Annotated in this window: 24 protein-coding genes; 12 read left to right on the forward strand and 12 right to left on the reverse strand. The window is 47.6% G+C overall.

Going from position 1 to position 25,577, the window contains the following annotated elements; translation table 11 throughout:
* Window positions 1–5: 5 nt before the first annotated feature.
* The 4 genes from dxs to dut all read right to left on the reverse strand — a co-directional run bounded on the left by dxs (window position 6) and on the right by dut (window position 4,941).
* A complete protein-coding gene (dxs, locus tag AT687_RS06850; RefSeq protein ID WP_003851769.1) occupies window positions 6–1,913 on the reverse strand; it encodes a 1-deoxy-D-xylulose-5-phosphate synthase in 1,908 nt (635 codons plus the stop codon).
* Window positions 1,914–2,124: 211 nt separating this feature from the next.
* Entirely contained in the window at window positions 2,125–3,387 is a 1,263-nt protein-coding gene (locus AT687_RS06855) for a class I SAM-dependent RNA methyltransferase (protein WP_014310497.1), read from the reverse strand.
* Window positions 3,388–3,686: 299 nt separating this feature from the next.
* Window positions 3,687–4,424: a DUF3710 domain-containing protein gene (locus AT687_RS06860; protein ID WP_014310498.1), complete on the reverse strand. Its 738-nt coding sequence runs from the start codon at window positions 4,422–4,424 to the stop codon at window positions 3,687–3,689.
* A gap of 58 nt (window positions 4,425–4,482) precedes the next feature.
* Window positions 4,483–4,941 (reverse strand): dUTP diphosphatase, encoded by a 459-nt coding sequence (dut, locus tag AT687_RS06865; protein WP_003851774.1) that lies wholly within the window; start codon window positions 4,939–4,941, stop codon window positions 4,483–4,485.
* 142 nt (window positions 4,942–5,083) lie between these two features.
* Between dut and AT687_RS06870 the strand changes: the two genes are divergently transcribed.
* Window positions 5,084–5,596: a DUF3093 domain-containing protein gene (locus tag AT687_RS06870; protein WP_003851777.1), complete on the forward strand. Its 513-nt coding sequence runs from the start codon at window positions 5,084–5,086 to the stop codon at window positions 5,594–5,596.
* Window positions 5,597–5,631: 35 nt separating this feature from the next.
* Here the strand turns inward: AT687_RS06870 and AT687_RS06875 are convergent, their stop codons facing one another.
* Both AT687_RS06875 and AT687_RS06880 read right to left on the reverse strand, forming a co-directional pair.
* The gene (locus tag AT687_RS06875) at window positions 5,632–5,925 is read right to left on the reverse strand and encodes a DUF4193 domain-containing protein (protein WP_003851778.1); all 294 of its coding nucleotides are present in this window, start codon (window positions 5,923–5,925) and stop codon (window positions 5,632–5,634) included.
* Window positions 5,926–6,117: 192 nt separating this feature from the next.
* Window positions 6,118–7,002, reverse strand: a complete 885-nt coding sequence (locus tag AT687_RS06880) for an inositol monophosphatase family protein (RefSeq protein WP_014310501.1) — start codon at window positions 7,000–7,002, stop codon at window positions 6,118–6,120.
* A gap of 151 nt (window positions 7,003–7,153) precedes the next feature.
* Between AT687_RS06880 and ppgK the strand changes: the two genes are divergently transcribed.
* Both ppgK and AT687_RS06890 read left to right on the forward strand, forming a co-directional pair.
* A complete protein-coding gene (ppgK, locus tag AT687_RS06885) occupies window positions 7,154–7,915 on the forward strand; it encodes a polyphosphate--glucose phosphotransferase (RefSeq protein WP_010935045.1) in 762 nt (253 codons plus the stop codon).
* A 392-nt stretch (window positions 7,916–8,307) separates the two neighbouring features.
* Entirely contained in the window at window positions 8,308–9,888 is a 1,581-nt protein-coding gene (locus tag AT687_RS06890; protein WP_003851787.1) for an RNA polymerase sigma factor, read from the forward strand.
* 332 nt (window positions 9,889–10,220) lie between these two features.
* Here AT687_RS06890 and AT687_RS06895 read toward each other — a convergent pair whose 3' ends face one another.
* The 3 genes from AT687_RS06895 to AT687_RS11980 all read right to left on the reverse strand — a co-directional run bounded on the left by AT687_RS06895 (window position 10,221) and on the right by AT687_RS11980 (window position 12,751).
* Window positions 10,221–10,694, reverse strand: a complete 474-nt coding sequence (locus tag AT687_RS06895; RefSeq protein WP_003851789.1) for a DUF4190 domain-containing protein — start codon at window positions 10,692–10,694, stop codon at window positions 10,221–10,223.
* 108 nt (window positions 10,695–10,802) lie between these two features.
* Window positions 10,803–12,512, reverse strand: a complete 1,710-nt coding sequence (locus AT687_RS06900) for a DEAD/DEAH box helicase (RefSeq protein ID WP_021335075.1) — start codon at window positions 12,510–12,512, stop codon at window positions 10,803–10,805.
* Complete coding sequence (locus tag AT687_RS11980) at window positions 12,512–12,751, reverse strand: DUF3039 domain-containing protein (protein ID WP_014316792.1); 240 nt, start codon at window positions 12,749–12,751, stop codon at window positions 12,512–12,514. Before AT687_RS11980 ends, AT687_RS06900 begins: the two co-directional genes overlap by 1 nt.
* 59 nt (window positions 12,752–12,810) lie before the next feature.
* Between AT687_RS11980 and AT687_RS06905 the strand changes: the two genes are divergently transcribed.
* From AT687_RS06905 to galE, 6 genes are all read left to right on the forward strand, one after another.
* Entirely contained in the window at window positions 12,811–13,299 is a 489-nt protein-coding gene (locus AT687_RS06905) for a DUF3099 domain-containing protein (RefSeq protein WP_014316793.1), read from the forward strand.
* 42 nt (window positions 13,300–13,341) lie between these two features.
* Window positions 13,342–14,877 (forward strand): DUF7782 domain-containing protein, encoded by a 1,536-nt coding sequence (locus tag AT687_RS06910; protein WP_014319132.1) that lies wholly within the window; start codon window positions 13,342–13,344, stop codon window positions 14,875–14,877.
* 10 nt (window positions 14,878–14,887) lie between these two features.
* Window positions 14,888–15,325, forward strand: a complete 438-nt coding sequence (dtd, locus tag AT687_RS06915; protein ID WP_014316795.1) for a D-aminoacyl-tRNA deacylase — start codon at window positions 14,888–14,890, stop codon at window positions 15,323–15,325.
* 83 nt (window positions 15,326–15,408) lie between these two features.
* Complete coding sequence (locus AT687_RS06920; protein WP_003851800.1) at window positions 15,409–16,398, forward strand: sigma-70 family RNA polymerase sigma factor; 990 nt, start codon at window positions 15,409–15,411, stop codon at window positions 16,396–16,398.
* A gap of 224 nt (window positions 16,399–16,622) precedes the next feature.
* Window positions 16,623–17,303, forward strand: coding sequence for a metal-dependent transcriptional regulator (locus AT687_RS06925; protein ID WP_003851803.1), 681 nt, complete (start codon window positions 16,623–16,625; stop codon window positions 17,301–17,303).
* Between the two features lie 22 nt (window positions 17,304–17,325).
* Window positions 17,326–18,312 (forward strand): UDP-glucose 4-epimerase GalE, encoded by a 987-nt coding sequence (gene galE, locus AT687_RS06930; protein ID WP_014316798.1) that lies wholly within the window; start codon window positions 17,326–17,328, stop codon window positions 18,310–18,312.
* 49 nt (window positions 18,313–18,361) lie between these two features.
* Here the strand turns inward: galE and AT687_RS06935 are convergent, their stop codons facing one another.
* Window positions 18,362–19,405 carry a DUF4192 domain-containing protein gene (locus AT687_RS06935; RefSeq protein WP_014303510.1) on the reverse strand — a complete coding sequence of 348 codons (1,044 nt, stop codon included), beginning with the start codon at window positions 19,403–19,405 and terminating at the stop codon, window positions 18,362–18,364.
* Between the two features lie 251 nt (window positions 19,406–19,656).
* Here AT687_RS06935 and AT687_RS06940 point away from each other — a divergent pair, with 251 nt between their 5' ends.
* Together AT687_RS06940 and AT687_RS06945 are read left to right on the forward strand one after the other, a co-directional pair.
* Entirely contained in the window at window positions 19,657–20,598 is a 942-nt protein-coding gene (locus tag AT687_RS06940) for a PAC2 family protein (protein WP_014303511.1), read from the forward strand.
* 32 nt (window positions 20,599–20,630) lie between these two features.
* Window positions 20,631–23,165 (forward strand): DEAD/DEAH box helicase, encoded by a 2,535-nt coding sequence (locus AT687_RS06945; RefSeq protein WP_014319133.1) that lies wholly within the window; start codon window positions 20,631–20,633, stop codon window positions 23,163–23,165.
* A 73-nt stretch (window positions 23,166–23,238) separates the two neighbouring features.
* Here the strand turns inward: AT687_RS06945 and ahpD are convergent, their stop codons facing one another.
* Both ahpD and AT687_RS06955 read right to left on the reverse strand, forming a co-directional pair.
* Complete coding sequence (gene ahpD, locus AT687_RS06950) at window positions 23,239–23,763, reverse strand: alkylhydroperoxidase, AhpD family (protein ID WP_003851814.1); 525 nt, start codon at window positions 23,761–23,763, stop codon at window positions 23,239–23,241.
* A gap of 2 nt (window positions 23,764–23,765) precedes the next feature.
* A complete protein-coding gene (locus tag AT687_RS06955) occupies window positions 23,766–24,362 on the reverse strand; it encodes a peroxiredoxin (RefSeq protein WP_003851816.1) in 597 nt (198 codons plus the stop codon).
* A 221-nt stretch (window positions 24,363–24,583) separates the two neighbouring features.
* On the opposite strand from AT687_RS06955, the gene AT687_RS06960 reads away from it, so the two are divergent.
* Entirely contained in the window at window positions 24,584–25,522 is a 939-nt protein-coding gene (locus tag AT687_RS06960) for a hydrogen peroxide-inducible genes activator (RefSeq protein WP_014319134.1), read from the forward strand.
* The last annotated feature ends 55 nt before the right edge of the window (window positions 25,523–25,577 follow it).

Here is a 25,577-nt window from a genome sequence, read left to right on the forward strand (position 1 = left end):
AGAAGCTATTCCTTGTCTAAAAGGTAAAGAGATTCTGCAGCTGCGATAATTTGAGTCTTTATACCTCGAGGAGATAACCCCACAGCATCAAGTAGTTGATTCCTACTTTGATGCTCAGGGAATATCTCAGGAAATGCCAAATTTCGAACTGGTACATCTATTTCAGAGGCATTAAGCGCCTCATTAATCATCGCGCCCACTCCGCCATGAATGATTCCATCTTCGACAGTTATAACAAGATCATGATCTGCTGCTAATCCCACGATTGATGGCGCAACAGGTACTGCCCATCGTGGATCAACCACAGTCACATTACAACCGCACTCTTCAATGTCGGACACGATTTCCATAACAGATGAAACGAGAGAACCAACCGCAACGACCAAAATGCTCGGTGTCGAGTCTTCATGATCAGAATCGGAATAATGCAATAGTTCCGCACCATCGTCGAAACGCTGCTGTGCACTCAGCCGAGACGGCAGCTCTCCCTTAGGGAACCTCACAACAGTTGGAGAGTCAATAGTAAGTGCTTCAGCGAACAGCTCCTTAAGATTCTCATCGTCACGCGGTGCCGCAATTCGGATACCTGGTACGATCCCTGCTACTGCAAAATCCCAAACGCCATTGTGACTTGCACCATCGGAGCCGGTAACTCCCGCACGATCCAGAACGATCGTAACCGGAAGATTGAGCAAACCGACATCCATGAGTAATTGATCAAATGCTCTATTGAGAAATGTCGAATAGATAGCAACGACTGGATGGAGACCGCCTAGCGCCAAACCGGCTGCAGATGTCATAGCATGTTGCTCTGCGATTCCAACGTCAAACAATCGATCAGGGAATTTCTCACCGAAGGCAGAAAGCCCTGTCGGTCCAGCCATGGCAGCCGTGATAGCAACAATATCTTTGCGCGTCTCTCCAGCTTTTACAAGCTCTTTACTAAAAACTGATGTCCATCCGGGGCTCTTGGTGCCCACTGGTTCACCGGTCTTCGGATTGATAACACCCGTCGAGTGCATCAATTCAGCTACGTCATTTTCAGCAGGGGCATATCCTTTGCCCTTTTCTGTCACCACATGAACAATCAGAGGACCTTTATGATCTCGGCCATAGCGTAACGCGGCCTCTACAGCTTTCGTATTATGTCCATTAACTGGACCAATATACTTCATGCCCAATTCTGGGAACATCTCTGTAGGTATGACACTTGACTTAACGCCTTCTTTAAAAGCATGAAGAGCTTCAAATGTCCGCTCGCCTACCCATCCTAAGGATTTGAGAGTAGTTTTACCTTGCTCCATCACGCGGTCATAGCTTGGTTTCATCCGAAGCGCCGCTAAATTATCCGCAAAACCGCCAATGGTCGGCGAATAGCTTCGCCCATTGTCATTGACGACCACAACAACATTGCGCTCGGTCCCAGTTGCAATATTGTTTAAGGCCTCCCAACACATACCACCAGTTAGAGCGCCATCACCGACGACTGCAACCACGTTTCGAGCTTTTTCGCCTTTTAGTTGGAAAGCCTTCGCTAATCCATCCGCATACGATAACGAAGCTGACGCATGCGATGATTCAGTCCAATCATGGTTGCTTTCAGCGCGAGAAGTGTATCCAGACAATCCATCTTTTTGGCGAAGGGTATCGAAAGCTCCTGCACGACCTGTCAAAATCTTATGAACGTAGGACTGGTGCGAGGTATCAAAAATGATGGGATCACTTGGTGAAGAAAACACACGATGTATCGCAAGTGTCAGCTCGACCACCCCAAGGTTCGGACCTAAGTGGCCTCCAGTCGCCGAAACCTTTTCCACTAAAAATTCGCGGATCTCGCTCGCTAATGTATCTAATTGTTCGTAGCTTAAAGTTTTGACATCGGCAGGTGACGAGATGTGTTCAAGAATGCTCATGCGCGTTGAGTTGCACCCTTTCATAAAAATACTGGCGGTTTACAGATCAGGCACAGACTCAACTGCGCGAAAGTCCAACAGCTTTGACTACGATTGCCTTGCTATGCAAAAGACAACAGAAAGATCAAAGATATCGAATAAAGTCTTGACAACAAGTGTACTCTGCGTAACGCACTGCCAAGACTCTAGCAGCAAAGTCCCTCTAATCTAATTAGTTTTTCTTTGTTAATAAACCGATGGTTTCGCAGTGATGCGTACCGGGAAACGCATCGAATACACGAAGTTTTTCCAAAATAAAACCGTTTCGGCTCCATTCGGCGATGTCACGAGCAAACGTGGCAGGGTCACAACCGATGTGTATTGCAGCCTGTGGTCCCGATTGTGCAATAGCTCGTACTGTTTCAGCACCAGCACCTACTCGAGGTGGATCTAATACAACGAGGGTAGGGGCAGGCAGTTGATTCATGGCCCGCTCAACTGTTTCTGTATGGAAAACTATTTTTTGATCCTCCACCAGTTGAGAAAGAGCTCGTTTGCCAGCCAAAACTGCAGCCGGCGCACTTTCTACACAATGGACAACACCATGATTATCAACTGCAGATAAAATCGCCGAAGCAAAAGAACCACATCCGCCATAGAGATCCCACGCAACCAGTGACGAATCTGTATTCCGAATTATTAGAGATCCAAACCATTCCCGAATAGTGTCTGCATATACTTGAGCCGCATCTTTGTGAGATTGCCAAAATCCAGTAGCAGGGAGTTCAAATGTGACGCCATCAACAACTTGGGAAACTTTGCCGGTACCCTCTACAACTTTTACCATCGACTCGGTACGTTTACCGCGGGGCGCTGGTTGAGTCTCAACGACAGTGCGCTGACCGAGATCATCACAAACAACTACTACTTGAGATCCTGGAGTAAAACGTAATACGTTCTGTTCCGCACCTACTATGCCATCAAGCAACCCCATTACGCCTTGACTACATGGCACTCCTGAAACGACTTCACGTGACTGGCTAGCAAATCCTCCTGCTCTGCCCTGAGCATCAACACCTAAACGCATGCGGGTTCGCCACTGAGTAGGAGAACCGAATGATACAACTTCACATGTTGGAGGCTGGGAGACCTTTCCGAGTCTCTCCAATTGTTCAAGAACTAAATCAGCTTTGTACCGGCCCTCAATTTCTGGATCCAACTCACCAAAATCACAGCAGCCAGCACCATTCGCAGCAGCTAGGCATCGTTGCTGCATTCGAAGTGGTGAAGGCATTTCGATCGACGCGATCGTAGCCCGAGCAAACTTCTTTTTCACATGAGTGATATTTGCACTGAGCCGATCCCCTGGGAAGGCGCTTTTTACGAATATTACTCGTCCATCGTATTTAGCAATTCCCTGTCCGCCATGTGCAGCATTAAGAATTTCAACATTTATAACGCTTCCGCGTTCAATGTCTTGCTGGTCTTTTGTCATATCGTTCTTTTTCTTCGTCTAGTGGAGCGGTGGACGTCGAATCTAAGAAGTCATTGACCGCCTGATTGGCGCGTGTCACCATTTAATACATCAGTTTTGCAACTATTCGGGTAAGAAATTTCGATCAATTTGTAAACGTCTCCTCGTATCCGAAAGACATCTTGACCGCTAAGAACTTATTCCGCCCCAATAGCTGCCGAGGTTTAACAAGAAAACTCTGCGAAACTTAAATCCCCAGTTATTCGATCGTTCTTGGTTTCGCCTGATACGTAATTCACAAACAATATCTAAATTAAGTTTTATTCAATTGGAGTTGCTTGCTGTTCAGCTCGCCGCATCATTTCCTGTTGGACCTGTTCTGCCAATGGTTGTGGCAAAGCTACGGGAAGACTACTTCCCGCCAAAATTGGCTCATTTCCGCGGCGCACAAACGTTCGCGCTACAACCTCTCGACCCAATTCAGCCATACGCTCAGCGCTTTCCGATGGCGCTGCCAAAGTAACTCGTAGCATCCATCGAGGTCCATCAACGCCAATAATTCGGATTACACCGTTGCCGTCATCGGAGGTTCCTACGATCTCGCGCCCCCACGGTCCTTGTTGGAAATCGACATCAAGATTGTCAGCACGCATTCCTTCAGCGATTTCTTGGGTTGCGGAGCGCCACTGACCAGGCGCCTTAGGGGCAGCAAACGCTACGGGAGTGATACGACCGAATTGAGTCAAAATATGAAGCATTTTGGGTCCATCTGGTCCCATTTCCACTTGGACTTCTGATGTCTTTGGCAAGGGAACAAGAAGTGACCCGAGGTTGAGAATGCCGCCTGCAAAATCGGAGAAATCAAAATCCTCAATATTCACGGAATCAGCATCAAAGGGACCAGTTTCCCCTGAAATTGCATCGTGAGTTGGATCAGGTGAATCTGTGTCAGTTTGAGTGACATTTTTTTGCGTATCGACGCCCTGCTGTACAGCAGCTTCCTCATGATTATTTTCATCATGGTCAGAATCACCATTTTGGCGTTTAAAAGGCCACATAATTACTCCGTTGGTTGATTGTTAAAGAAGTTTTGGTGTTGCTTCACAGATTCTAGTCTCAGTTAACTCCAGTAGAGCCGTAACCGTTGACACCACGCTCGGTTTCTGACAATGTTTCAACTTCGCAGAAATCAACCAGCTCAACTTTTTGCACCAGTAATTGTGCAATCCTTTCCCCTCGCTCAATACGGATGGGAGTAGTGGGATCCAAATTAATCAGGCAAACTTTAATCTCACCGCGATAATCAGCATCGATAGTACCTGGGGTATTGACGATACTCAGGCCCTCTTTCAAAGCACGACCAGAACGAGGGTGAATAAGACCAACAGTACCTATTGGCAGTGCAATCGCTATGCCGGTTCCGACAAGAATCCGATGTCCTGGTTCGATTGTGACGCTTTCAGCCGAAAATAGATCAGCGCCGGCGTCACCGCGATGCTTGCGAACCGGCAGCGGAAGCTCAGGGTCTAAGCGTTGAATTGCCACCATGCTTGGCTTTTCCTGGTCGTTTTCCATTCGGTATCTTCCTTACGTTCAGCTCGAGCAGTCGAACTTTAACTAATACGAGTTATGACGAACTATCAAGATAACAAAGGTTGCTTCTAAGTTCAGAAAGTGTCGTTGGCTATTGTTGCCAGCATAAGTAGACTATCGAGTTGTGACTTCCCAAAATTCTAGTGCTGGATCGACTGCAGATACATCGGTTATTTATTCCGAAAAACAATGGGTTCCATGGCACTGGTGGTTACTCGGCGCATTCGTTGTAGCGCTAATTACTGCACAACTTGCTATGAACCGTTCCGCATTGTGGCTGTATGCCCCTGCAGTCCTTCTTACAGCAGTGGCCGTATGGGTATTGTTGTCGCTTTCCAAGACCAGAATTGCAGTCGAAGTTGATCCAGATGGTACCCGTTGGTTGGTTGCTGGCGATGCAAATCTACCTGATTCGGTAGTTTCGCGATCGATGATGGTCCCCGCGACTGCAAAAAGAAATGCCATGGGGCGCCAACTAGACCCCAGCGCTTTTGTGGTCTCACATGAATGGGTACCTGAGATGGTGATGCTGGTCCTAAATGATGATGACGACCCTACGCCCTATTGGCTCGTTTCTTCCAAGGACCCCGAAACACTACTTCACGCATTTTTGCCACATCAACATCCATCTCGATAACAAAAATGGAGCTGCATAAAAGCAGCTCCATTTTGCTATGCGCAGTCTTTACACACAACAGACCCATCATCTTCTACATGATCGATCCGATTATTACGCTGGACGAGGAAACACTCAGAGCACGTGAATTCATCTGCTTGGCGAGGAATCACGGTGACATTGAGTTCTTCACCGCTAAGATCAACCGCAGGCAATTCAAAAGGCTCGACGATCTCTCCATCGTCGTCCATATCGTTTTTGTTAGATTCCGCGGCTTTTAGTCCTTCGAGAGAATCAGATTCCATCTCATCTTCTTCTCGACGACGAGGTGCATCATAATCAGTGGCCATGGGGCACTCATCCTTATACGTTGTGTCAGGAAAAAGCGATCAAAGCATTGTTAATAAGGGGGCTGGCTCGATCGCTTTTGTGGCTTTCTTCGAGGCGCATATTAAGTGAGTTTTTGGGGATTGTCACCTCCACGATCCATGTGTCGCCAGTGGGGGTAGCAAAGCCACAAACGCAATCGTTCGCAGAACCTTTTATTTCCGCATGTCAAATGGATAAAATTGCAGTTCAAGTTCACGAAATATTGGCGATGAACTAGCCAAAAGTAGTGCCCCCGCCGAAGAAGCCAATTTAAGCTCTGGCTGCTTTATTTTGGCACCCGCTTCTTGAGCGATTAACGCACCCGCAGCAAAATCCCAAGCATTAAGGCCGTGTTCGTAGTATCCATCAAAACACCCTTCAGCCACAGCGCAAAGATCCAAAGCAGCACTACCAAATCTGCGTATGTCTCTCACGTTGGGCAAAAGACTAACCAGTAACTTAGCTTGATCTTCTCGACGCGGAGAAGAGTACGAAAATCCGGTAGCGATCAAGGCGTGTTGTAGATCTGAACACTTTGAAGCCTCAATGGATTTGAGCGCATCAGAATAACTCCTCAAAACGAAAGCTCCGCTACCACATGCCGCAACATAAAGATCGCTAGTTGCAACATTAATCACAGCGCCTGCCACGACGTTCTCGCCTATACACGCCGCAACCGAAACCGCGTATTGCGGAATTCCATAGATAAAATTCACGGTCCCATCAATAGGATCAACTATCCATGTTATTCCAGTGCTGCTTGAAGATTCTGCTCCTTCTTCCCCTAACAACCCATCACCTGGTCGCAAGTGTGACAATGCATCAGCGATAAAATGCTCAGCAGCCTTATCAACGATCGTGACGGGATCTACATCAGATGATTTCGTTTCCATTCCGGCGGTAACGTCGCCAAGCTCTCTCATTGTGCGCCTAATGTGATCTGATGCCTGACACGCCACTTCTGCCGCTATCGCTGCCAATTCTGCATACTCACGTAAAGAATCCACTCTTACAGAGAGTTGCTCCACTATGTGTTCTTTCAAGCCTGTTTTAGCCATGTGTTACTCCCCGAAAATTTCGCAAATTGGAATTTGAATCCACGGTTGGCATACCTCATGTATAGCTTCACAGAGTTCAAAAATATGTCGCTGATCTCAAAGGCGATTTGTACACCACTTTGTAAGAAAGAACTACTACTAGTTCAGTAGAATGATCCGCATGGAAAACATCGGATTCGGTATCGACGTTGGCGGCTCTGGTATCAAGGGAGCGCGCGTGAATCTAGACACAGGAGAATTTGTAGGAGATCGTATCAAGATTCTTACTCCTAAACCTGCAACCCCCGATGCAGTCGCCGAAACAATCAAACGCATCCTCGATCAAGCCGAATGGGAAGGGCCTGTCGGCATTACTCTACCTTCCGTCATTCACGAACAACGAGCCCTCACCGCCGCCAATATCGACCCATCGTGGATTGATGTAGACGTAAATGAGCTATTTGCTCGGCACTTAGGCGACACCGAAGTTTCGGTTCTCAATGACGCCGACGCTGCGGGATTGGCAGAAGCCCAATTTGGCGATCCCATTGCACGTGAAGGAAGTGTAATCCTTCTAACCTTTGGTACAGGTATAGGTTCAGCATTCTTAGTCAACGGTACGTTGTTTCCCAACACTGAACTGGGCCACATGCTTGTAGATGGCGAAGAAGCAGAAAAAATCGCATCGTCTGCAGCCAAAGATCGCGATGAAATTGGATACGGAAAGTGGGCTAAGCGCGTATCGAAGGTGCTCAACGAATATGAGCGGCTCTTTTGGCCATCAGCTTTTATCGTCGGTGGTGGCATCTCCCGTAAAGCTGAAAAGTGGGTACCTCGTCTCACCGTTAACACCAAGGTTGTCCCAGCCCAGCTAAGAAACACCGCTGGAATCGTAGGAGCTGCCATGGCAGCATCCCAAAATCTTCACCCCTAATTATTCGAAGCAAAGTTACGGCTGGAATTTAATGCAATTTTCACCAACCGTCACATAAATAAGCCGTATCGAACTACCCTGTTCCCACAACAGAAGCATTCGATACGGCAAAAATTACTGTTTTGTTTTATAATGGCGTTTTGTCTAACTGAGCGTGCTAACACGATCATTAGAGTGCAATCACAGCAACCGAACTGCATGTACGCAATTGTGGGCTATGGCGCCATGCCAGAGTCATTTTTGTTATCCCTTAGTTTCATGCAATTCCTCTCAACTAAGAGTAAAACGGTTGTAGCAGTTACACTCGATGATCTTTCACAATTCCGTTGAATGCTGATAGCGGATTTGTTCGCACCTGAGTGTAGTTTTAACTTCCAATCGAAAGGGCTTACGTGGCAGCCACTGAGAATTCAGAATCTTCCGCAACGGCAACCGCTGAAGGCACAGCGTCTTCAGGACAAGGCTTGGCGAATGCTGGCGAGGCATCCTCTGCCACTGTAAAAAAGGCAGCCAAGAAGACCGCTGCCAAGAAAACCGCACGCAAGGTTGCCCGCAAAGTTACTGCAGTTAAAGTAGCTGCAACACCAACAGTAACAAGCTCTGCTGAATCAGCTACAGCCGAGCCAGCAATTGAGTTGCCTTCATCTGAGCCAGTCAAAAAAGCTGCTAAAAAAACGGCCAAGAAAACGGCTAAGAAGGTCGCTAAAAAGGCAGCAAAGAAAACTGCCAAGAAAACGACAGCAAAGAAGAGCACTCGCAAATCCGCTAAAAAAGTTGCTGCTCCAGTTCCTGAAGAAGCGACCCAATCCAGCGAAGAGTCCGAGGACGAGCTCGAATCGCTAGCTGGCGAAGATTCAGATGAAGATTATGATCCGCATCTGGATGAATTTGACGACGACGATGAGATGCACACCGACGAGCTCGGAGAAGATGACTCTTCCGATGATGATTCAGATGAGGATGAGGGTTCTTCAGTCTGGGATGAGGACGAGTCGGCGGCATTACGTCAGGCACGTAAAGATGCGGAGCTTTCTGCGTCTGCAGACTCCGTTCGCGCATATTTGAAACAAATCGGCAAGGTAGCCTTGCTGAATGCCGAGCAAGAAGTTTCTTTGGCTAAGCGTATCGAGGCAGGCCTCTATGCCACTTACCGCATGGAGCAAATGGAAGAAGCGTTTAATAACGGGGATAAGGAAGCAAAACTTACTCCAGCTGTCAAACGCGACCTTCGTGCAATTGCAAGAGACGGACGCAAAGCCAAAAATCATCTACTAGAAGCAAACCTTCGTCTGGTTGTGTCACTCGCTAAGCGCTATACGGGCCGTGGCATGGCGTTCTTGGATTTGATTCAAGAGGGCAACTTGGGTCTTATTCGTGCTGTCGAAAAGTTTGATTACACCAAGGGCTACAAGTTCTCCACATACGCTACTTGGTGGATTCGCCAAGCAATCACGCGTGCGATGGCAGATCAGGCCCGCACCATCCGTATCCCGGTACACATGGTCGAAGTCATTAATAAGCTCGGACGGATTCAACGTGAGCTTCTTCAAGATCTCGGTCGCGAGCCTACCCCTCAAGAACTCGCTAAAGAGATGGATATCACTGAAGAAAAAGTCCTTGAGATTCAACAGTATGCTCGCGAGCCTATTTCTTTGGATCAAACCATCGGTGACGAGGGTGATAGTCAGCTCGGAGACTTTATTGAAGATTCTGAAGCTGTTATTGCAGTTGATGCCGTTTCGTTCACGTTGTTGCAGGATCAACTTCAAGATGTTCTCCATACGCTCTCCGAACGCGAAGCTGGCGTTGTCAAACTCCGCTTCGGACTTACAGATGGAATGCCAAGGACTTTAGACGAGATTGGCCAGGTCTATGGCGTTACTCGTGAACGTATTCGTCAGATTGAGTCCAAGACGATGTCAAAGCTGCGTCACCCATCTCGTTCACAGGTACTCCGAGATTATCTCGATTAACACCACACTTGTTCGTTGACGGTGCTCAACGAAACTGCGGAAGCAAAACTTCTAAAAAGATAATGACCTCTTTACATTTGAAGCTATTGTAGGGGCTTGGGCCGAAATCATTTCGGCCCAAGCCCCTACAATTATTCTTTCATGCCTCTCGATCGCTAATGGGTTCCGCTTTCTGTTTCCGATATCGCTGAAAGCTTGTTAGTCACAAAAGCTGCTCTTCATAATCCGGTTATGTTAACTCATTCCAGATTATGAGGAACAGCTTGAATTCTACAAAACAGCCCCCTACCGTATTTTCCCAGTTATTGTGAAAAATTGTGAAAATACGACTCTTACTTGTTTTGGTTTAATTCATTGACTTTTTGATTCACACACTCTTGCTGCTGCTCAGAGGTTTCTAGGGATGCACATTCTCCGAGAGTGTCTTTCAATACGGTAACCAGCAATATAGCTACAGCTACCGAAATGATGGTAACAACCAAACCAATAATGAGAGCAGAAATCGTCATGCCTTTTCGGGGCTCGCTGCCCAGAGGCATTTTACGAAGTTTAATGAGAGAAACAATCGCGAGAATGACCGAAATGACGGCTGGAATCCAAGCAAAAATAGTACCAAAAATACTGAGAAGTACCACGACAGAAACGATTGCCAAGCCCAGGGCCCAAGGGGCCAAAGCATTTTTCATTGGCAACTGCTCGTCTATTGGAAGATCAGTTGGGTAGCCCGCTGTTGGATAGCCCCCACTGCCTAGATCATTGCCAAATTGTGGTTCACCAGCAGGGTAAGAATCATTTGGTGTAGTCACGGTTCCCTTTCAATAGACTGAATTTTGCACTTTACTTATTTTAATAAAGCATTGCATTTTCTATTATGCACAAAAGTGAGCTTGTATGAGGAAAACTTTTATATTCTTTTACCAACGTCGTAGATAATCGATACGCGCTTGAAGTTGCTCAGCAGAACACATTGCCGTAGGGGGACCACCACATTTTTTTCGCACTTCTGTATGAATTGCACCATGTGGTCGTCCCGTGCGACCTGCAGTGATCGAGACTAAGGCGTTTAGTTCTTTTCGCAATTGTGGAATCTTCACAGATGCGACATCATGAACTTCAGATTCGCGTTCCTTTTTCCGTTTCTCCCTTTCTTCATTTTCTAGTTGCTGGCGTTTTTTCGCTTCTTCGTCTCGGGCATTGAGCTGCTCGGTCTGATGTTTACGTAATAGCGCTCGCATCTGATCTGCATCTAACAGTCCTGGGAGACCAAGATAATCTGCCTCCTCATCAGAACCCGTAAATGTACCAGTTCCGTAAGAAGAACCATCATAAATAAGCGAATCAAGCTCGGCTTCAGCACCAATTGATTCGTAAGAACGTAGCTCGTCTTTTTCTGTTTCTTCCCTATTTGCTTGCGCTAATAGTTCATCATCCCATCCTTCGTTAGGCCGATCCGGTTTACCGAGTACATGGTCACGGGAGTTTTCCAATTTGGCCGCAAGATCTAACAACACTGGAACTGATGGTAAGAATACTGAGGCGGTCTCTCCTTTTTTACGTGAACGCACGAATCGGCCGATTGCCTGTGCAAAAAACAAGGGAGTTGAGGCAGAGGTAGCGTAAACGCCGACAGCTAGCCGAGGTACGTCCACACCTTCCGAGACCATACGAACTGCGACCATCCATTCATCGGTGTTGTCGCTAAAGTCTTCAATTCGTTTCGATGCTCCGACTTCATCTGAAAGCACGACAGTTACTGGAGTTGACGAAATCTTTTCCAAGATCTTGGCATACGCGCGAGCAGTTGTCGTATCAGTTGCTATAACCAATCCGCCAGCATCGGGAATGCTCCGTCGCAACTGCAATAACCGGGTGTGCGCAGCTTGCAATACGGCAGGTATCCAATCTCCTTTAGGATCGAGAGCAGTCTTCCACGCTCGAGCAGTTTGTTCTGGATTAAGTGGCTCTCCTAGTCGTGCAGAGAATTCTTCGCCTGCGTTCGTCCGCCATCGAGCTTCGCCAGAATACGCGAGGAATACAACTGGGCGAACTACGCCGTCAGCAAGAGCATCTGAATATCCATAGGTGTGGTCTGATCTCGAGACAAGATGCCCTTCGCCGTCCTCCTCGTATCGGACAAATGGAATCGTAGAATCGTCGGAACGAAATGGCGTACCTGTAAGCGCTAATCGACGTTCAGCGTCTCCGTATGCCTCTCTTATGCCGTCACCCCAGCTCTTTGCATCGCCTCCGTGATGGATCTCATCCAAAATTACCAGCGTCTTTTTGGAAGTCGCTACAGCATAGTGTTTAAAGGGATGCATAGAAACTTGGGCATAGGTCACCACAACGCCGTCATATTGCGGGTTGACTGCGTCAGAGTTCTTAAAGTGGGGATCTAGAGAAAGCCCTACCCTAGCAGCCGATTGAGCCCACTGAATCTTCAAATGTTCAGTGGGCACTACAACAATAACTCGATCTACGGTTTTGTTCCCCATCAACTCTGTAGCCACGCGCAAAGCGAAGGTCGTTTTGCCTGCTCCAGGCGTAGCAACAGCGAGAAAGTCTTTGGGGGCTTGCATCAAATACTTAGTCAGCGCTTTTCGCTGCCAAGCGCGTAGTCCCATCACTTTTTACGCAGTCCCCGATACACGCGTTCGCAATCAGGACACACAGGTGATCCAGGTTTTGCTTGCTTAGTCACGGGGAATGCCTCTCCGCACAAAGCAACTACCATTCGACCGGACACCGCCGAATCCACGATCTGGTCTTTCTTCACATAATGGAAGAACTTTGGAGTGTCATCTCCAGTGTTTGTTTCTTCCCTTATGTCAGGACGTTCGATAGTTTTCGTGCTAGTACTCACGCCCCCTATATTGCACCATTTTGCGCCAACTTGCCTACGCGGGTCTACCCTTATGACTCATGGACGAGGACTCACTGACACATGCGCACACGGATTTTTCTCATCATTCTGTAGATGAAGTGCACATAAGTTCTGGCAAACGTGCTTTTCGACGTATCTTGGGTCATCGTGTCGAATTAGTCACGGATGCATCTCGTGGTCCAGAACAAGATCGACATCATCGCGAAGTCGTATATGCATGGCTGCAAGGGCTTCGCATCCCTTTTTTAGTCGCTTCGATGGCTACGTACATGTGGTTACATAACGTAGTCGTTTCAGTAATTTTATTTGTTATTTGTATTCCATTACCTTGGATCGCAGTCGTCATCGCTAACGGTGTGGGCGAGAAACGTGATCCTCGTAAAAAAGCCGTGTACAAACCTGCTGTAGCCCGTGAACAGGCAGAATATGTAGCACTCAATCAGACAAACCGTAGGGCTTTAGACCAGAAGTTCAGCGATTGTTTCGATGATACGAACCCAATGGTGATCGATATGGATTCCGATTAGGATCAAGGATTCGTCTACCAACAGCAGTCAGGATATTCAGCAATGCGTACCCCCTTAAGTTCCGTCTCACCTCAATTGGTTCAACGATTCCACGAGCTGGGTTTTACACCTTCGTCAATTCGAAATTTTCTTGGACGCCCAGGCTTTGCGGCAATCAGTAGAGGCGAACCGGCTTCTGTGCTCTATGCCATGAGAGAAAACGAAGACTCTGATTTCCATCCTTTGATCGCAACGTTTATTCTTCATCGCCCAGTGGCTGCCGAGGCATTGCATCGAGTTCTAGGTGGATCGTTAACCGATCAATTGACGGGAACTGGTGTTCTCGAAATTGTCGATGCATCGAAAGCGTATCTCACCGCAAAAATCGATATTCGTTGGCTTGAGCTTGAAGATGACCTATTTTGGGTATTTTCCGACACCGATGCTTCAATGATTGCCGACCATGTTCCTGGCAAGGATCATGTCCTCGGCGTTGGGGCGGCAAGTCTTTCACTACTAGTCACTACCCCGCGTTCACCAGTCAATTCTGTTTTGGACTTAGGAGCTGGTTCCGGTGTGCAGGCACTAGGACAATTGAGACATGCTCGATCAGTCACAGCAACCGATGTACATTCCCGAGCTCTCGATTTCGCGGAGGCTACGTTTGCTGGAGCGCATTTCGATGTAGAAATTCTCGATGGTTCTTGGTTCGAACCTATTAAGAATCGGAAGTTCGACCGCATCGTAGCCAACCCACCTTTTGTGGTAGGTCCACCCGAAATTGAGCATGTTTATCGGGACTCAGGTCTTGATTTAGATGGTGCAACGGAAACGGTGGTTCGTGGAGCAGTAGATCATCTTCATTCCAATGGCACGGCACACCTTTTGGGGTCATGGGTCCATAAAAATGGCGAGTCTGTTGCTTCGCGTGTCGCAGAGTGGATTCCCAGCCACGGCGTAATTGCTTGGTTTTTGCAGCGCGACACGGTGGATCCAATTCAATATGTCAATACTTGGTTACGTGACGAGTCTATCGATCCCCGCTCTGAAATTGGTTTTAAGCGAACTCTGTCATGGTTGGACCATTTTTCGAGAGCTAAAGTCGAAGCTGTGGGATTTGGCTATGTAGCCATCCAACGCGTCGATGATTCCATTCCTTCTGAAGTTTATTTTGAGGAGTTGACGCATCAGGTTGACGATTATCTCGGTGATGAGATTGAAGAGTTTTTTGTGCGTGTGGATTGGCTTCGTGAAAAAGACCGTGACGGCATCGCACAGTCACAGTTTTATCTACGGCCAGGGGTTGCGAAAGAATCCGTTTCAGTCACCGACATTGACTCTGGAATGGGATTTACACATCTCAAATATCGAATCACGCGGACTGAAGGTCCACGCTGGAGCCATGAGGTTGACGAACACATTGTTTCTGTCATCGCTGGATTACATCCTGAAGGCTTGACGCTTGAAGACGTCGCCACGCTTTATGCGGTCAGTAATGGGCTTGACGACGAGTCCTTTGTTGATGCCATTATTGATCCAGTCGTGGCCCTTGTCCGCCACGGTATTCTTCTACCAGCCGAGATCACAAAGGGATGGTGACTACTCAACCGTGCGAGCTGTATTGACTCGAGTACTCAGCGCTTCTGTGACCGTCGATAATGTTGTCGTTGGAGAAATAAACTGTCCTTCTACTGGAGGGATTCTTGCTTTGGTCGGAGTCGGCCGCGATGACAGTGCTTCCGCATGGGAAACGATGACTCGCAAGATTGCAGAACTTCGAATCCTCAAAGGGGAACAAAGCGTAGAAACTGCCCATGCACCCGTATTGTTGGTGAGCCAGTTCACTTTGATGGGGCGTACCGCAAAAGGACGCCGTCCTTCTTGGTTCGATGCGGCTCCAAGCGATCCCGCCGAAGAAACCATCACCAAGATCGCAAACGGACTGCGATCCCGAGGAATAACCGTTTATGAAGGAAAGTTTGGAGCAGATATGCAGGTGGAATCCGTCAATGACGGACCGTTCACTGTAATTGTCGAATGCCCATAGTTTCCCCACACATGGGGGTAATGGAACTAGATTTATCGATTCGCCGTTGTTCCATGTGTAGCAACGAGAGCTAGGAGGTCATTATGACAAGCCCTTCCGACGTGGAAGCATCCACGGAGACCGTCGACCGCGGTAGCCGCAGGAATCAAACGAATGATAACCCTTCAGCAGATCTCGTTCGTGTCTACCTCAATGGCATCGGCAAAACTGCCCTACTCAATGCTGAAGATGAGGTCGAGCTCGCACAGACAATTGAAGTCGGACTCTATGCGGAATATCTCTTAGAAAATTCCCAAGAGCCACTGACCCGCGCAATGAAAAGGGACCTTAAAGTATTGGTTAAGGAAGGGCGCAAGGCACGTTCTCACCTACTAGAGGCGAATCTACGTCTTGTGGTATCCCTAGCAAAGCGTTACACCGGACGCGGCATGCCCCTACTGGACCTCATTCAAGAAGGTAATTTGGGGCTCATCCGCGCAATGGAAAAGTTTGATTACTCCAAGGGATTTAAGTTTTCCACCTATGCCACTTGGTGGATCCGCCAAGCCATCACACGAGGTATGGCAGATCAGTCCCGAACAATTCGCTTACCCGTCCACCTCGTAGAGCAGGTAAACAAGCTTTCTCGAATCAAACGCGAGATGTATCAACAGCTCGGACGTGAAGCAACCAACGAAGAGCTTGCGGAAGAATCTGGCATTGAAGAATCCAAAATTGAAATGTTGCTTCGCCAGTCTCGTGACCCAGTAAGCCTAGATATGCCAGTTGGTGCCGATGAAGAGGCTCCACTTGGTGACTTTATCGAAGATTCCGAGGCGACTGATGCCGAATCAGCTGTAGTTGCGTCGTTGCGTCACTCTGATATCAGAACAGTCTTGGACACTTTGGAGCAACGTGAACAGGACGTTATTCGCCTTCGTTATGGGCTCGATGATGGAGTTCCCCGCACTTTAGATCAAATTGGTCGTCAATTTGGACTGTCTCGTGAAAGAGTTCGCCAAATTGAACGCGAGGTCATGTCGAAACTGCGTGACGGTGCCCGTGCCGAAAAACTTCGAGCATACGCACAATAAAGCGTTTGCTTAGATATGCCTACCAATAAAGACATAAACGCCTATTAAAAGCAATCTTTAGATTAGGCGTTATAATTAAAGTCTCATCGAAAAACGCGCTGCGGGACTACAACGCAACAAGAAAACTATTCCATATTTTTCACGCTACAATTCGTTGTAGATTGATAGGAATTGATCACCAGCACACAACAGTCTCCATGGCACTATAAGGAAAGAGGCTTACAATGAAGGACTTAGTCGATACCACAGAGATGTACTTGCGTACTATCTATGAGCTGGAAGAAGAGGGAGTCACCCCTCTTCGCGCTAGGATCGCTGAGCGTCTGGAACAATCTGGACCTACAGTTAGCCAAACCGTTGCCCGTATGGAGCGCGATGGACTTGTCGTTGTCGCCTCAGACCGCAGTCTACAAATGACACCGACAGGCCGCACTTTAGCGACTGCAGTTATGCGTAAACATCGCTTAGCTGAGCGCCTTCTTACCGATATCATTGGTCTAGATATCAATAAAGTTCACGATGAAGCCTGCCGCTGGGAACACGTTATGAGTGACGAAGTTGAACGCAGGCTCGTGAAAGTATTGAAAGATGTCAGTCGGTCCCCCTTCGGAAACCCAATTCCAGGTCTCGACGAACTCGGCGTAGGCAATTCTGACGCGGCAGCCCCCGGAACTCGCGTTATTGACGCTGCCACCAGCATGCCCCGCAAAGTACGCATTGTTCAGATTAACGAAATCTTTCAAGTTGAAACGGATCAGTTTACACAGCTCCTCGATGCTGACATCCGTGTTGGATCAGAAGTCGAAATTGTAGATAGAGACGGCCACATCACGTTGAGCCACAATGGAAAAGATGTCGAACTCCTCGATGATCTGGCTCACACTATTCGTATCGAAGAACTCTAAATACTAAAGGCGGCGAAATTAGATGAAACTCCTCGTTACCGGTGGCGCCGGATACGTAGGAAGTGTCTGTTCCACTGTTCTGCTCGAACAGGGGCACGAAGTAACAATTGTCGATAATCTTACAACCGGCAATCGCGATGCTGTTCCGCTAGGAGCCACTTTTGTCGAGGGTGATATCAAAGACGTTGCGGAAAACGTTTTATCATCTGATTCTTTTGATGCGGTTCTTCACTTCGCGGCTCGTTCGCTTGTAGGCGAATCAGTTGAAAAGCCAGATGAATATTGGCAGCACAACATGGTGACCACACTCGCACTTCTTGATGCCATGAAACGTAATAACGTGCGAAACATTGTCTTTTCTTCTACAGCTGCTACATACGGCGAACCCGAAACAGTCCCGATTACTGAAGACGCTCCTACCCACCCAACGAATCCATACGGCGCAACCAAGCTGTCTATCGACTACGCGATCACATCATACGCACATGCATATGGGTTTGCTGCGACGAGTCTGCGGTACTTCAACGTAGCTGGCGCATATGGTTTGGTGGGTGAAAATCGAGAAATAGAAACCCATCTCATTCCGCTCGTTTTACAAGTAGCACTGGGACACCGTGACAAGATTTTCATGTTTGGTGACGACTGGCCAACTGAAGATGGAACCCCTATCCGCGATTACATTCATATTCGTGATCTTGCAGATGCCCATATTTTGGCACTTCAAAGTAACGTCGAAGGCAGCCACCGGATCTTTAATCTCGGATCCGGTGAAGGATATTCGGTCAAACAGGTCATTGATACCTGCAGAGAAGTTACCGGTCATCCCATCCCCGCTGAGGTAGCTCCTCGACGGGCTGGTGATCCTGCAGTGCTCATTGCATCATCGGCTAAGGCGCAATCCGAACTAGGATGGAAGCCACAACGCACTGATCTGCACACGATTGTTTCTGATGCTTGGGCTTTTACGTCTCAACTCGGAGACAAAGCCCATAGCGCTTCTCGTGGATAACAACGAGTAGGTTTATCTTTTGCAGTCCGCGGTGTGATTACTTAAGTATTCACACCGCGGATTTTACATTTGTTGACTCACCAAAATGTTTCTGAGCTTCCTGACTCCCATTGATAACAAGATCAACAATGGATCCAGATAGACCTCGATAATAAGCTTCTGCTACAAGAGCCGTGAGATGGTGAAAAGGCAGGGTATTATGCGCTGCTTGCAGAACACAAGTTATGTGGTTACCCCACGGGGAATCGACAATGCATAAAGCGTACAAGGCTAATGCATTTGCCCGTACAAATCCCTTAGTATGACGCGATACGTAGCACAGAGCTTCCTTAACAGTATTTGCGTTAAGTACACAGTATTCGATGACGATGTCTCTCGACATTTTACTCTTGAGGAACGCTGCTACCGTCAATGCGGCATCTGTGATGAGTTTTTCTGTCCGCATCAACTCCACCGCTTGTGAAAAAGCATCAATACATTCCTGTGCAGATCTAAATGAAGTCGATGGGTCGTCGAAAAGCTCCGCGTATCGCTCCGCAATAAGATATTCATCCCACTGTTCTGATTCCTCAGCTTGCGCGTAATGTTTTTCAATGTCCTTCCGTGAAAGCTCAGGAAGGTGCCCAGCGTGAATCATTTCACCTGTTATTCCAGTATTCGCGATGAGTGGAATCCGACCTTTTCGCCACGATTGATATTCGAGTGCAGCCTCGGTCATTGCTTCATTTAGCCAAATAGCATCATATTTTCCGCCAGATTCAATCGCAGAGGTATACCAACATGCGTCAAATGGAACTATTTCACAATCGGCAACAAATTCAATCAATCCTTTTAGATCTTCAATGGCTTCTGGCTTCTGTTGAGAGATAATAAGGCCAAAGACGAGATCTGGCTCGATTGCAGAAAGAGTGTCGCCAATATCTGAAAGGTAACGAAGATCTTTCAAATCAAGCCGCATGACTGGCCCCAGCTGGTAGCATGACTCTTCTGTATGCATCAGCGTGAGTACGACGATTGACTCTTCGGGATAAAAACCAAAAATTCCGGGGATGCTAGCAAACATTTCACTAGGCGAATGTGGTGTTGAAGTCATAAGTGGATAATCGCACTAACAACAACAAGTCTGCTGTACTCAAACAAAACACCTGTGGATAAGTATCCCTACAGGCTCGGAAACCTAGTTCTTTCACCAAGTTATCCACAGATTGCTCAATAATGAGGAACAATCCAGCGCAATAACGCGTTACCGTGTATAAGACCGAGTCGCGTTTTGTATAACCTCTCAATGAGTTATGGTCTAAGAGCTTGTGCATCGATTTCGGTCTGAGTGAGGAGAAGCAAATTATGAATGAGCGAGAAGCAAAAATGTATGAGCTAGAGTTTCCCGCACCCGATGTAGCTTCTGATGGTGTTGACGGCCCTACTCTCATCATCGCGATGCAAGGCTATGCTGATGCTGGTTTGGCAGTTGAAGCTAGTGCTGACCACCTACTTTCAGCTCTGGAACACCGGCCAGTTGCAGTGTTCAACAATGACGAGCTCATTGATTACCGATCAAGGCGTCCCTCTGTAACCATCGACCACAACATCGTTATTGATGCCAATGAGCTTAAGCTCAGTATGGATGTACTTAGAGATTCAAATGGGACCCCCTTCTTACTCTTGTCTGGCCCGGAACCAGATTTGCGTTGGGATGCGTTTTCGCAAGCCGTCGCAGATCTCGTCCGTCGCTTCGGAGTAAGGCGCACGATCTGTATTTATGCTGCCCCTATGACGGTGCCGCATACCCGTCCGCTTATTGTTTCCGCACATGGCAATTCTTTGGATTTAATCAAGCATCATTTCAGCATTGATTCTAAAGTCACGATACCTGGTTCTGCATCCCTACATATCGAGCGATTGCTTAATAAAAATAATATCGATGTCGCTGGTTACACTGCTCACGTACCTCACTATCTGTCTGCATCCGCATACCCACTGGCAACACTTAAATTGTTAGAGGCAATCACCACCTCTACTAACCTCGACTTCCCATTGAAGACGTTAGAAGCGGACGCTCAAAAGACGGCACTGCAGGTAGAAGAACAGGTCGCCGGATCTCAAGAAATCGAATCGGTAGTCAAAATTCTTGAGCAACAATACGATGAAGAGCTCGAAAAATATCGTGAACGCAATCCTAAAGCACTCGAAATTGCTGAAGATGATCTGCCTGATGCAGACGAGCTAGGCGAAGAATTTGAGCGTTTCCTCGCAAATATTGATGAAGAAAATGGCTCCGATGATTAGGTTGTTGACCGTGGTTCAGTAGGCTAGATTCTATGAACCTTACCCAGATGCTGCCTGATCTCGACGATGTCCCAGAATCGCTTCTCGACGAAGCCATCTTCGATTCTTTTCTGAGTTGGACTAGAAGTAAAGGTTTAGCGCTCTATCCCGCTCAAGAAGAGGCAGCATTAGGTATCTTAGCTGGCGATAACGTCATTTTGGCCACCCCTACTGGCTCTGGAAAGTCAATGGTTGCCATCGCCGCTCATTTTATTGCCATGGCGCGCGGACAACGAAGCTTTTACACTGCTCCCATCAAAGCCTTGGTTAACGAGAAATTCTTTGCCCTCTGCGATATTTTTGGCACCGAGTCAGTTGGCATGATGACGGGTGATGCGACTGTTAATGGGTCCGCCCCTATCATCTGCGCTACAGCAGAGATCGTGGCAAATATCGCGTTAAGAGATGGAACCGACGCTGATATCGATCAAGTAGTTATGGATGAGTTCCATTATTATTCTGAGCCAGGTCGTGGTTGGGCGTGGCAAGTTCCGTTACTTGAACTGCCGCGAACACAATTCCTCCTTATGTCCGCAACATTGGGCGATACTACCTTTATACAAAAAGACTTGAGTGACAGAACGGGCAGAACCACAAACCTAGTCGCTGGAGCAACACGTCCAGTACCGTTGCAGTTCTCATATGTATATACCCCTGTGCACGAAACCATTCAAGATTTGTTGGATACCAACAATGCACCAATCTACGTTGTACATTTCACTCAACGAGAAGCGATTGAGCGCGCGCAATCGCTCACGAGTATGACAGTCATCGATTCCGAAACCAAGGAAAAGATTGCTACCGAAATCGGGAATTTTAAATTCACCACTACTTTTGGACACACTTTATCGAAGCTCCTACGCAAAGGAATTGGAGTCCATCATGCTGGAATGCTTCCCAAGTATCGCCGATTAGTAGAAAAATTATCGCAAACCGGACTACTCAAAATCATTTGTGGTACAGACACCCTCGGAGTAGGTATCAATGTCCCTATTCGTACGGTTTTATTCACGGGATTAGCAAAGTTTGACGGTAGCAAACAACGAATATTAGCTTCCCGAGAATTTCACCAAATTGCAGGACGAGCTGGCCGCGCTGGTTACGATACCGTAGGAAATGTCGTCATTGAAGCGCCAGAACATGAAATTGAAAACTGGCGACTTCGGCAGCGGGCTGGAAGCGATCCTAAAAAACTAAAGAAATTGCGGAAAAAATCAGCCCGAGATGGCGAAGTCACTTGGGGCGCAAAAACCTACGAGCGCTTGTCTGAAGCAGAACCAGAAAATCTTCAAAGTCAATTCCGCATTTCCAACTCAATGTTGCTCAATGTAATTGCTCGTTCCGGCGACGCCTATGTCCACCTCAAGCATTTGCTACGAACGAATCATGACACTCGCGATAAGCAGAACAAAGACATTCTTACAGCTCTCGAGCTTTTCCGTGGACTAGTGGCAGCGGGAATCGTCGAAAAGCTAGACTCCCCCGACTCGACTGGCCGCAGATACGTAATCACGGAAGATCTCCGTCGTGATTTTGCTCTTAACCAGCCACTTGCGCCTTTTGCACTCGCCGCACTTGAAATTTTGGATAAAGAGTCGACTTCCTATGCCCTCGACGTGATTAGTGTCTTTGAATCGATTTTGGAAGATCCTCGAGTCGTTCTCATCGCTCAGCAAAAACAGGCTCGTGGTGAAGAGATAGCAGCTCTTAAAGCCGAAGGCGTGGAATATACCGAGCGAATGAACATAGTTGAGGAAATATCCTGGCCGAAACCATTAGAAGAAATCCTCGAACCAGCATTTGATACGTACTGTGGTGGCCATCCTTGGGCCAAGGAATTCACGCTGAGTCCGAAGTCCATAGTGCGCGATATGATCGAACATGGAATGACCTTTAGCGATCTCATCGCAACGTACGGACTATCACGATCCGAAGGCGTAGTGCTCCACTATTTGACAGACGTATGGAAAACCTTGTCTCATTCCGTGCCCACAGAATATGTTTCTGATGAGCTCGAGGAAATTATCGAATGGCTTGGGGAGCTTGTCCGACAGGTAGATTCCTCATTGATCGATGAATGGGCAAATATGGCTGATCCTGATGCTCCGATTTCTCAAGATACAGTTGACCAACAACGAGCTTTTGGTGTTGAGGATCCTAATGCGATTACGGCAAATTCGCGTGCTTTTGCCGTAATGGTGAGAAATCTAATGTTTAGAATGGTGCAGCTGTTTGCAGCCGAAGAAGAAGAAAAACTTGAAGCACTGACAGAATATCTTGACGAACAGCCAGATTTTTCAGAAGCACTAGACGAATACTTTGACGAATATTCGGATCTAGATGTTGGCCCTGATGCACGTGGACGTGAGTATTTCTTGCTAAAGAAAGACGGCCGCATTTGGTCTGTACGCCAAATCATCAAAGATCCAAATGATGACCGCGCGTTCTCATTTGCCGCAACTGTAGATCTCGATGCTTCCGATGCAGCCGATGAGGTCCGTTTCGCGAAATTCTCCATCGACAGCTGAAAGACAAAAGGCGACGTGTGCTCAGTTGCTACATTAGTAGCAACTGAGCACACGTCGCCTTTATTAGGGCTGGTTATCGCGAAGCTTCAATCTCGATTGCTTGGGCAACACCTTGTAGTGTCGCGGCAATCTTGACCGCTTCAAAGATCTGTTCTTTAGTTAGCCCTTCGGAACGGACAGTCTTTTCGTGAGCAATGGTGCAGTGTTCACAGCCATTAACCGTAGAAACTGCTAGTGACCACAGCTCGAAATCAACTTTATCCACACCTGGCTTTGCGATGATGTTCATGCGAAGGCCCATTTTTACCTGAGCGTAGTCATCGCCGAGCCATCCCTTTGCACGATAAGCCACATTGTTCATGGCCATAATCGACGCTGCACCAAGGGCTGCGTTAATAGCTTCTTCGCTCAAATGCTCAGATGCTTCTTCTGAAATTTCAGAAAAGACAGCCTCGTTACGGGTAGCAGCCGCTACTGCAAGGAATGTACCCCACAATTGCTGCTCAGTAAGTTCCGTAGAACGTGCCAAGCTACCAAGGTTGAGTTTCAGATCTTTTGCATATTCTGGAAGCCCAGATTTGAGGTTATCCAACGACATTTTTAGTTGAGGCCCTTCTCAAGCTCAGCGAACTTATCAATGTTCTTGGTTGGGTCGTTCTTCTGCCAGTTGCAGGCACAGACCTCTTCAGACTGAAGTGCGTCGAGAACACGAAGAACCTCATCTACGTTACGGCCAACCGCATCTGGAGTAACAGATACGAACTGAATGATGCCGTCAGGATCGATAATGAAAGTTGCACGATCTGCAACGCCTTCTTCGTTTTCAACACCAAGAGCCTTGATCAGATCATGCTTGATGTCGGAGAACAATGGGAATGGAACGGTCTTGAGCTCTGGGTGGGTAGCACGCCAGTTAAAGTGTGAGAACTCGTTGTCAATGGAGCCGCCCAAGATCTGAGTGTCGCGGTCCTGGAACTCTTCGTCGAGCTTGCCGAAAGCTGCAATCTCAGTTGGGCACACGAAGGTGAAATCCTTTGGGTAGAAGAAGACAACCTTCCACTTACCTTCGTACTTGTCCAAAGAAACAGTTTCGAAGTAGTCCTCTGGCTGAGATGCGTTAACGTCGTGCAGGTCACCGCCCTTGAGCGCCGTCAAGTTAAACTCTGGGAACTTTTCGCCAACAGTCAAGATAGACACAATTTCCTCCAAATAGGATCGAACGGTTATAAGAGTTTGCCTGCTGTTTCCTCCACCGCAGTAAATATACCGAGGAGAAAACAAGCTCTTTCATTGGACCGCTACCTCAGTTATAACTCTTATCGGAATATGGGACTAAGGTTTTGGCTCCTGCCATTGTTTATACCTATACAGCGAACACCTGTCAATATGACTTTCTTTTAAAAGTGTCTATAATAAGTATGAGCAATAAAGAATATCGGCCAACCCTTGCACAGCTGCGCACGTTCGCCACCATTGCGGAAAACAAGCATTTTGGGACCGCAGCTGCCAAGCTTTCGATTTCTCAACCATCGCTTTCGCAAGCGTTAGCAGCTCTTGAAAACGGCCTTGGTGTTCAGCTCATTGAACGCTCCACACGGCGAGTCATCGTCACTCCCGCTGGGGAAATGCTCTTACCGTATGCAAAGGCCACGCTTGATGCGGCTGATGCTTTCCTTGCCCATGCACATGGTGCTTCCGGCACGCTTTCTGGCCCCATGAGTCTTGGTATCATTCCGACCATTGCCCCATATATCCTCCCGAATCTACTCGATGCTGTACGCGACGAGTTTCCCGACTTGGAGCTTCGAATCGTAGAAGAGCAGACAAAGCACCTCATAGCGCTTCTTCGCGACGGACATATCGATTGTGCAATATTGGCGCTTCCGACTGAACAAATCGGTTTTACAGAAATGCCACTTTATGTCGAAGATTTCTGCATGGTGACAACAGAAGATCACCCATTGGCGCATCGCAATGACTTAACTCTTTCTCACCTCAAAGAGCTTGATCTTTTGCTTCTCGACGACGGCCACTGTCTTCGCGACCAGATCGTAGATCTATGCCGACACGTTGACGTAAATCCCACACACAGCAAGGCGGCAGAGACCCGCGCGGCCAGCTTGACTACTGTTATGCAATTGGTCAGTGCTGGAATGGGCGCTACCTTAGTGCCGGAAAGCTCAGTGTCCATAGAATGCTCGCGCCCAGGCTTGGCCACGGCTACTTTCGCTCCTGGAGTTAGTGCTTCGCGTCAAGTGGGAATGGTGTACCGAACATCATCCTCAAGGACTGAGGAGTTTCAAAAGCTAGGTTCTATAGTTGGCCAAGCGTTTCAAGACGTTATCGCGCAGAATTAGCATAATAAAAATGGTGGAGAGGATTTCACGATCCTCACCACCATTCTCTTATTTC

The sequence above is a fragment of the Corynebacterium diphtheriae genome (assembly GCF_001457455.1).
GTDB classification, from domain to species: Bacteria; Actinomycetota; Actinomycetes; order Mycobacteriales; family Mycobacteriaceae; genus Corynebacterium; species Corynebacterium diphtheriae.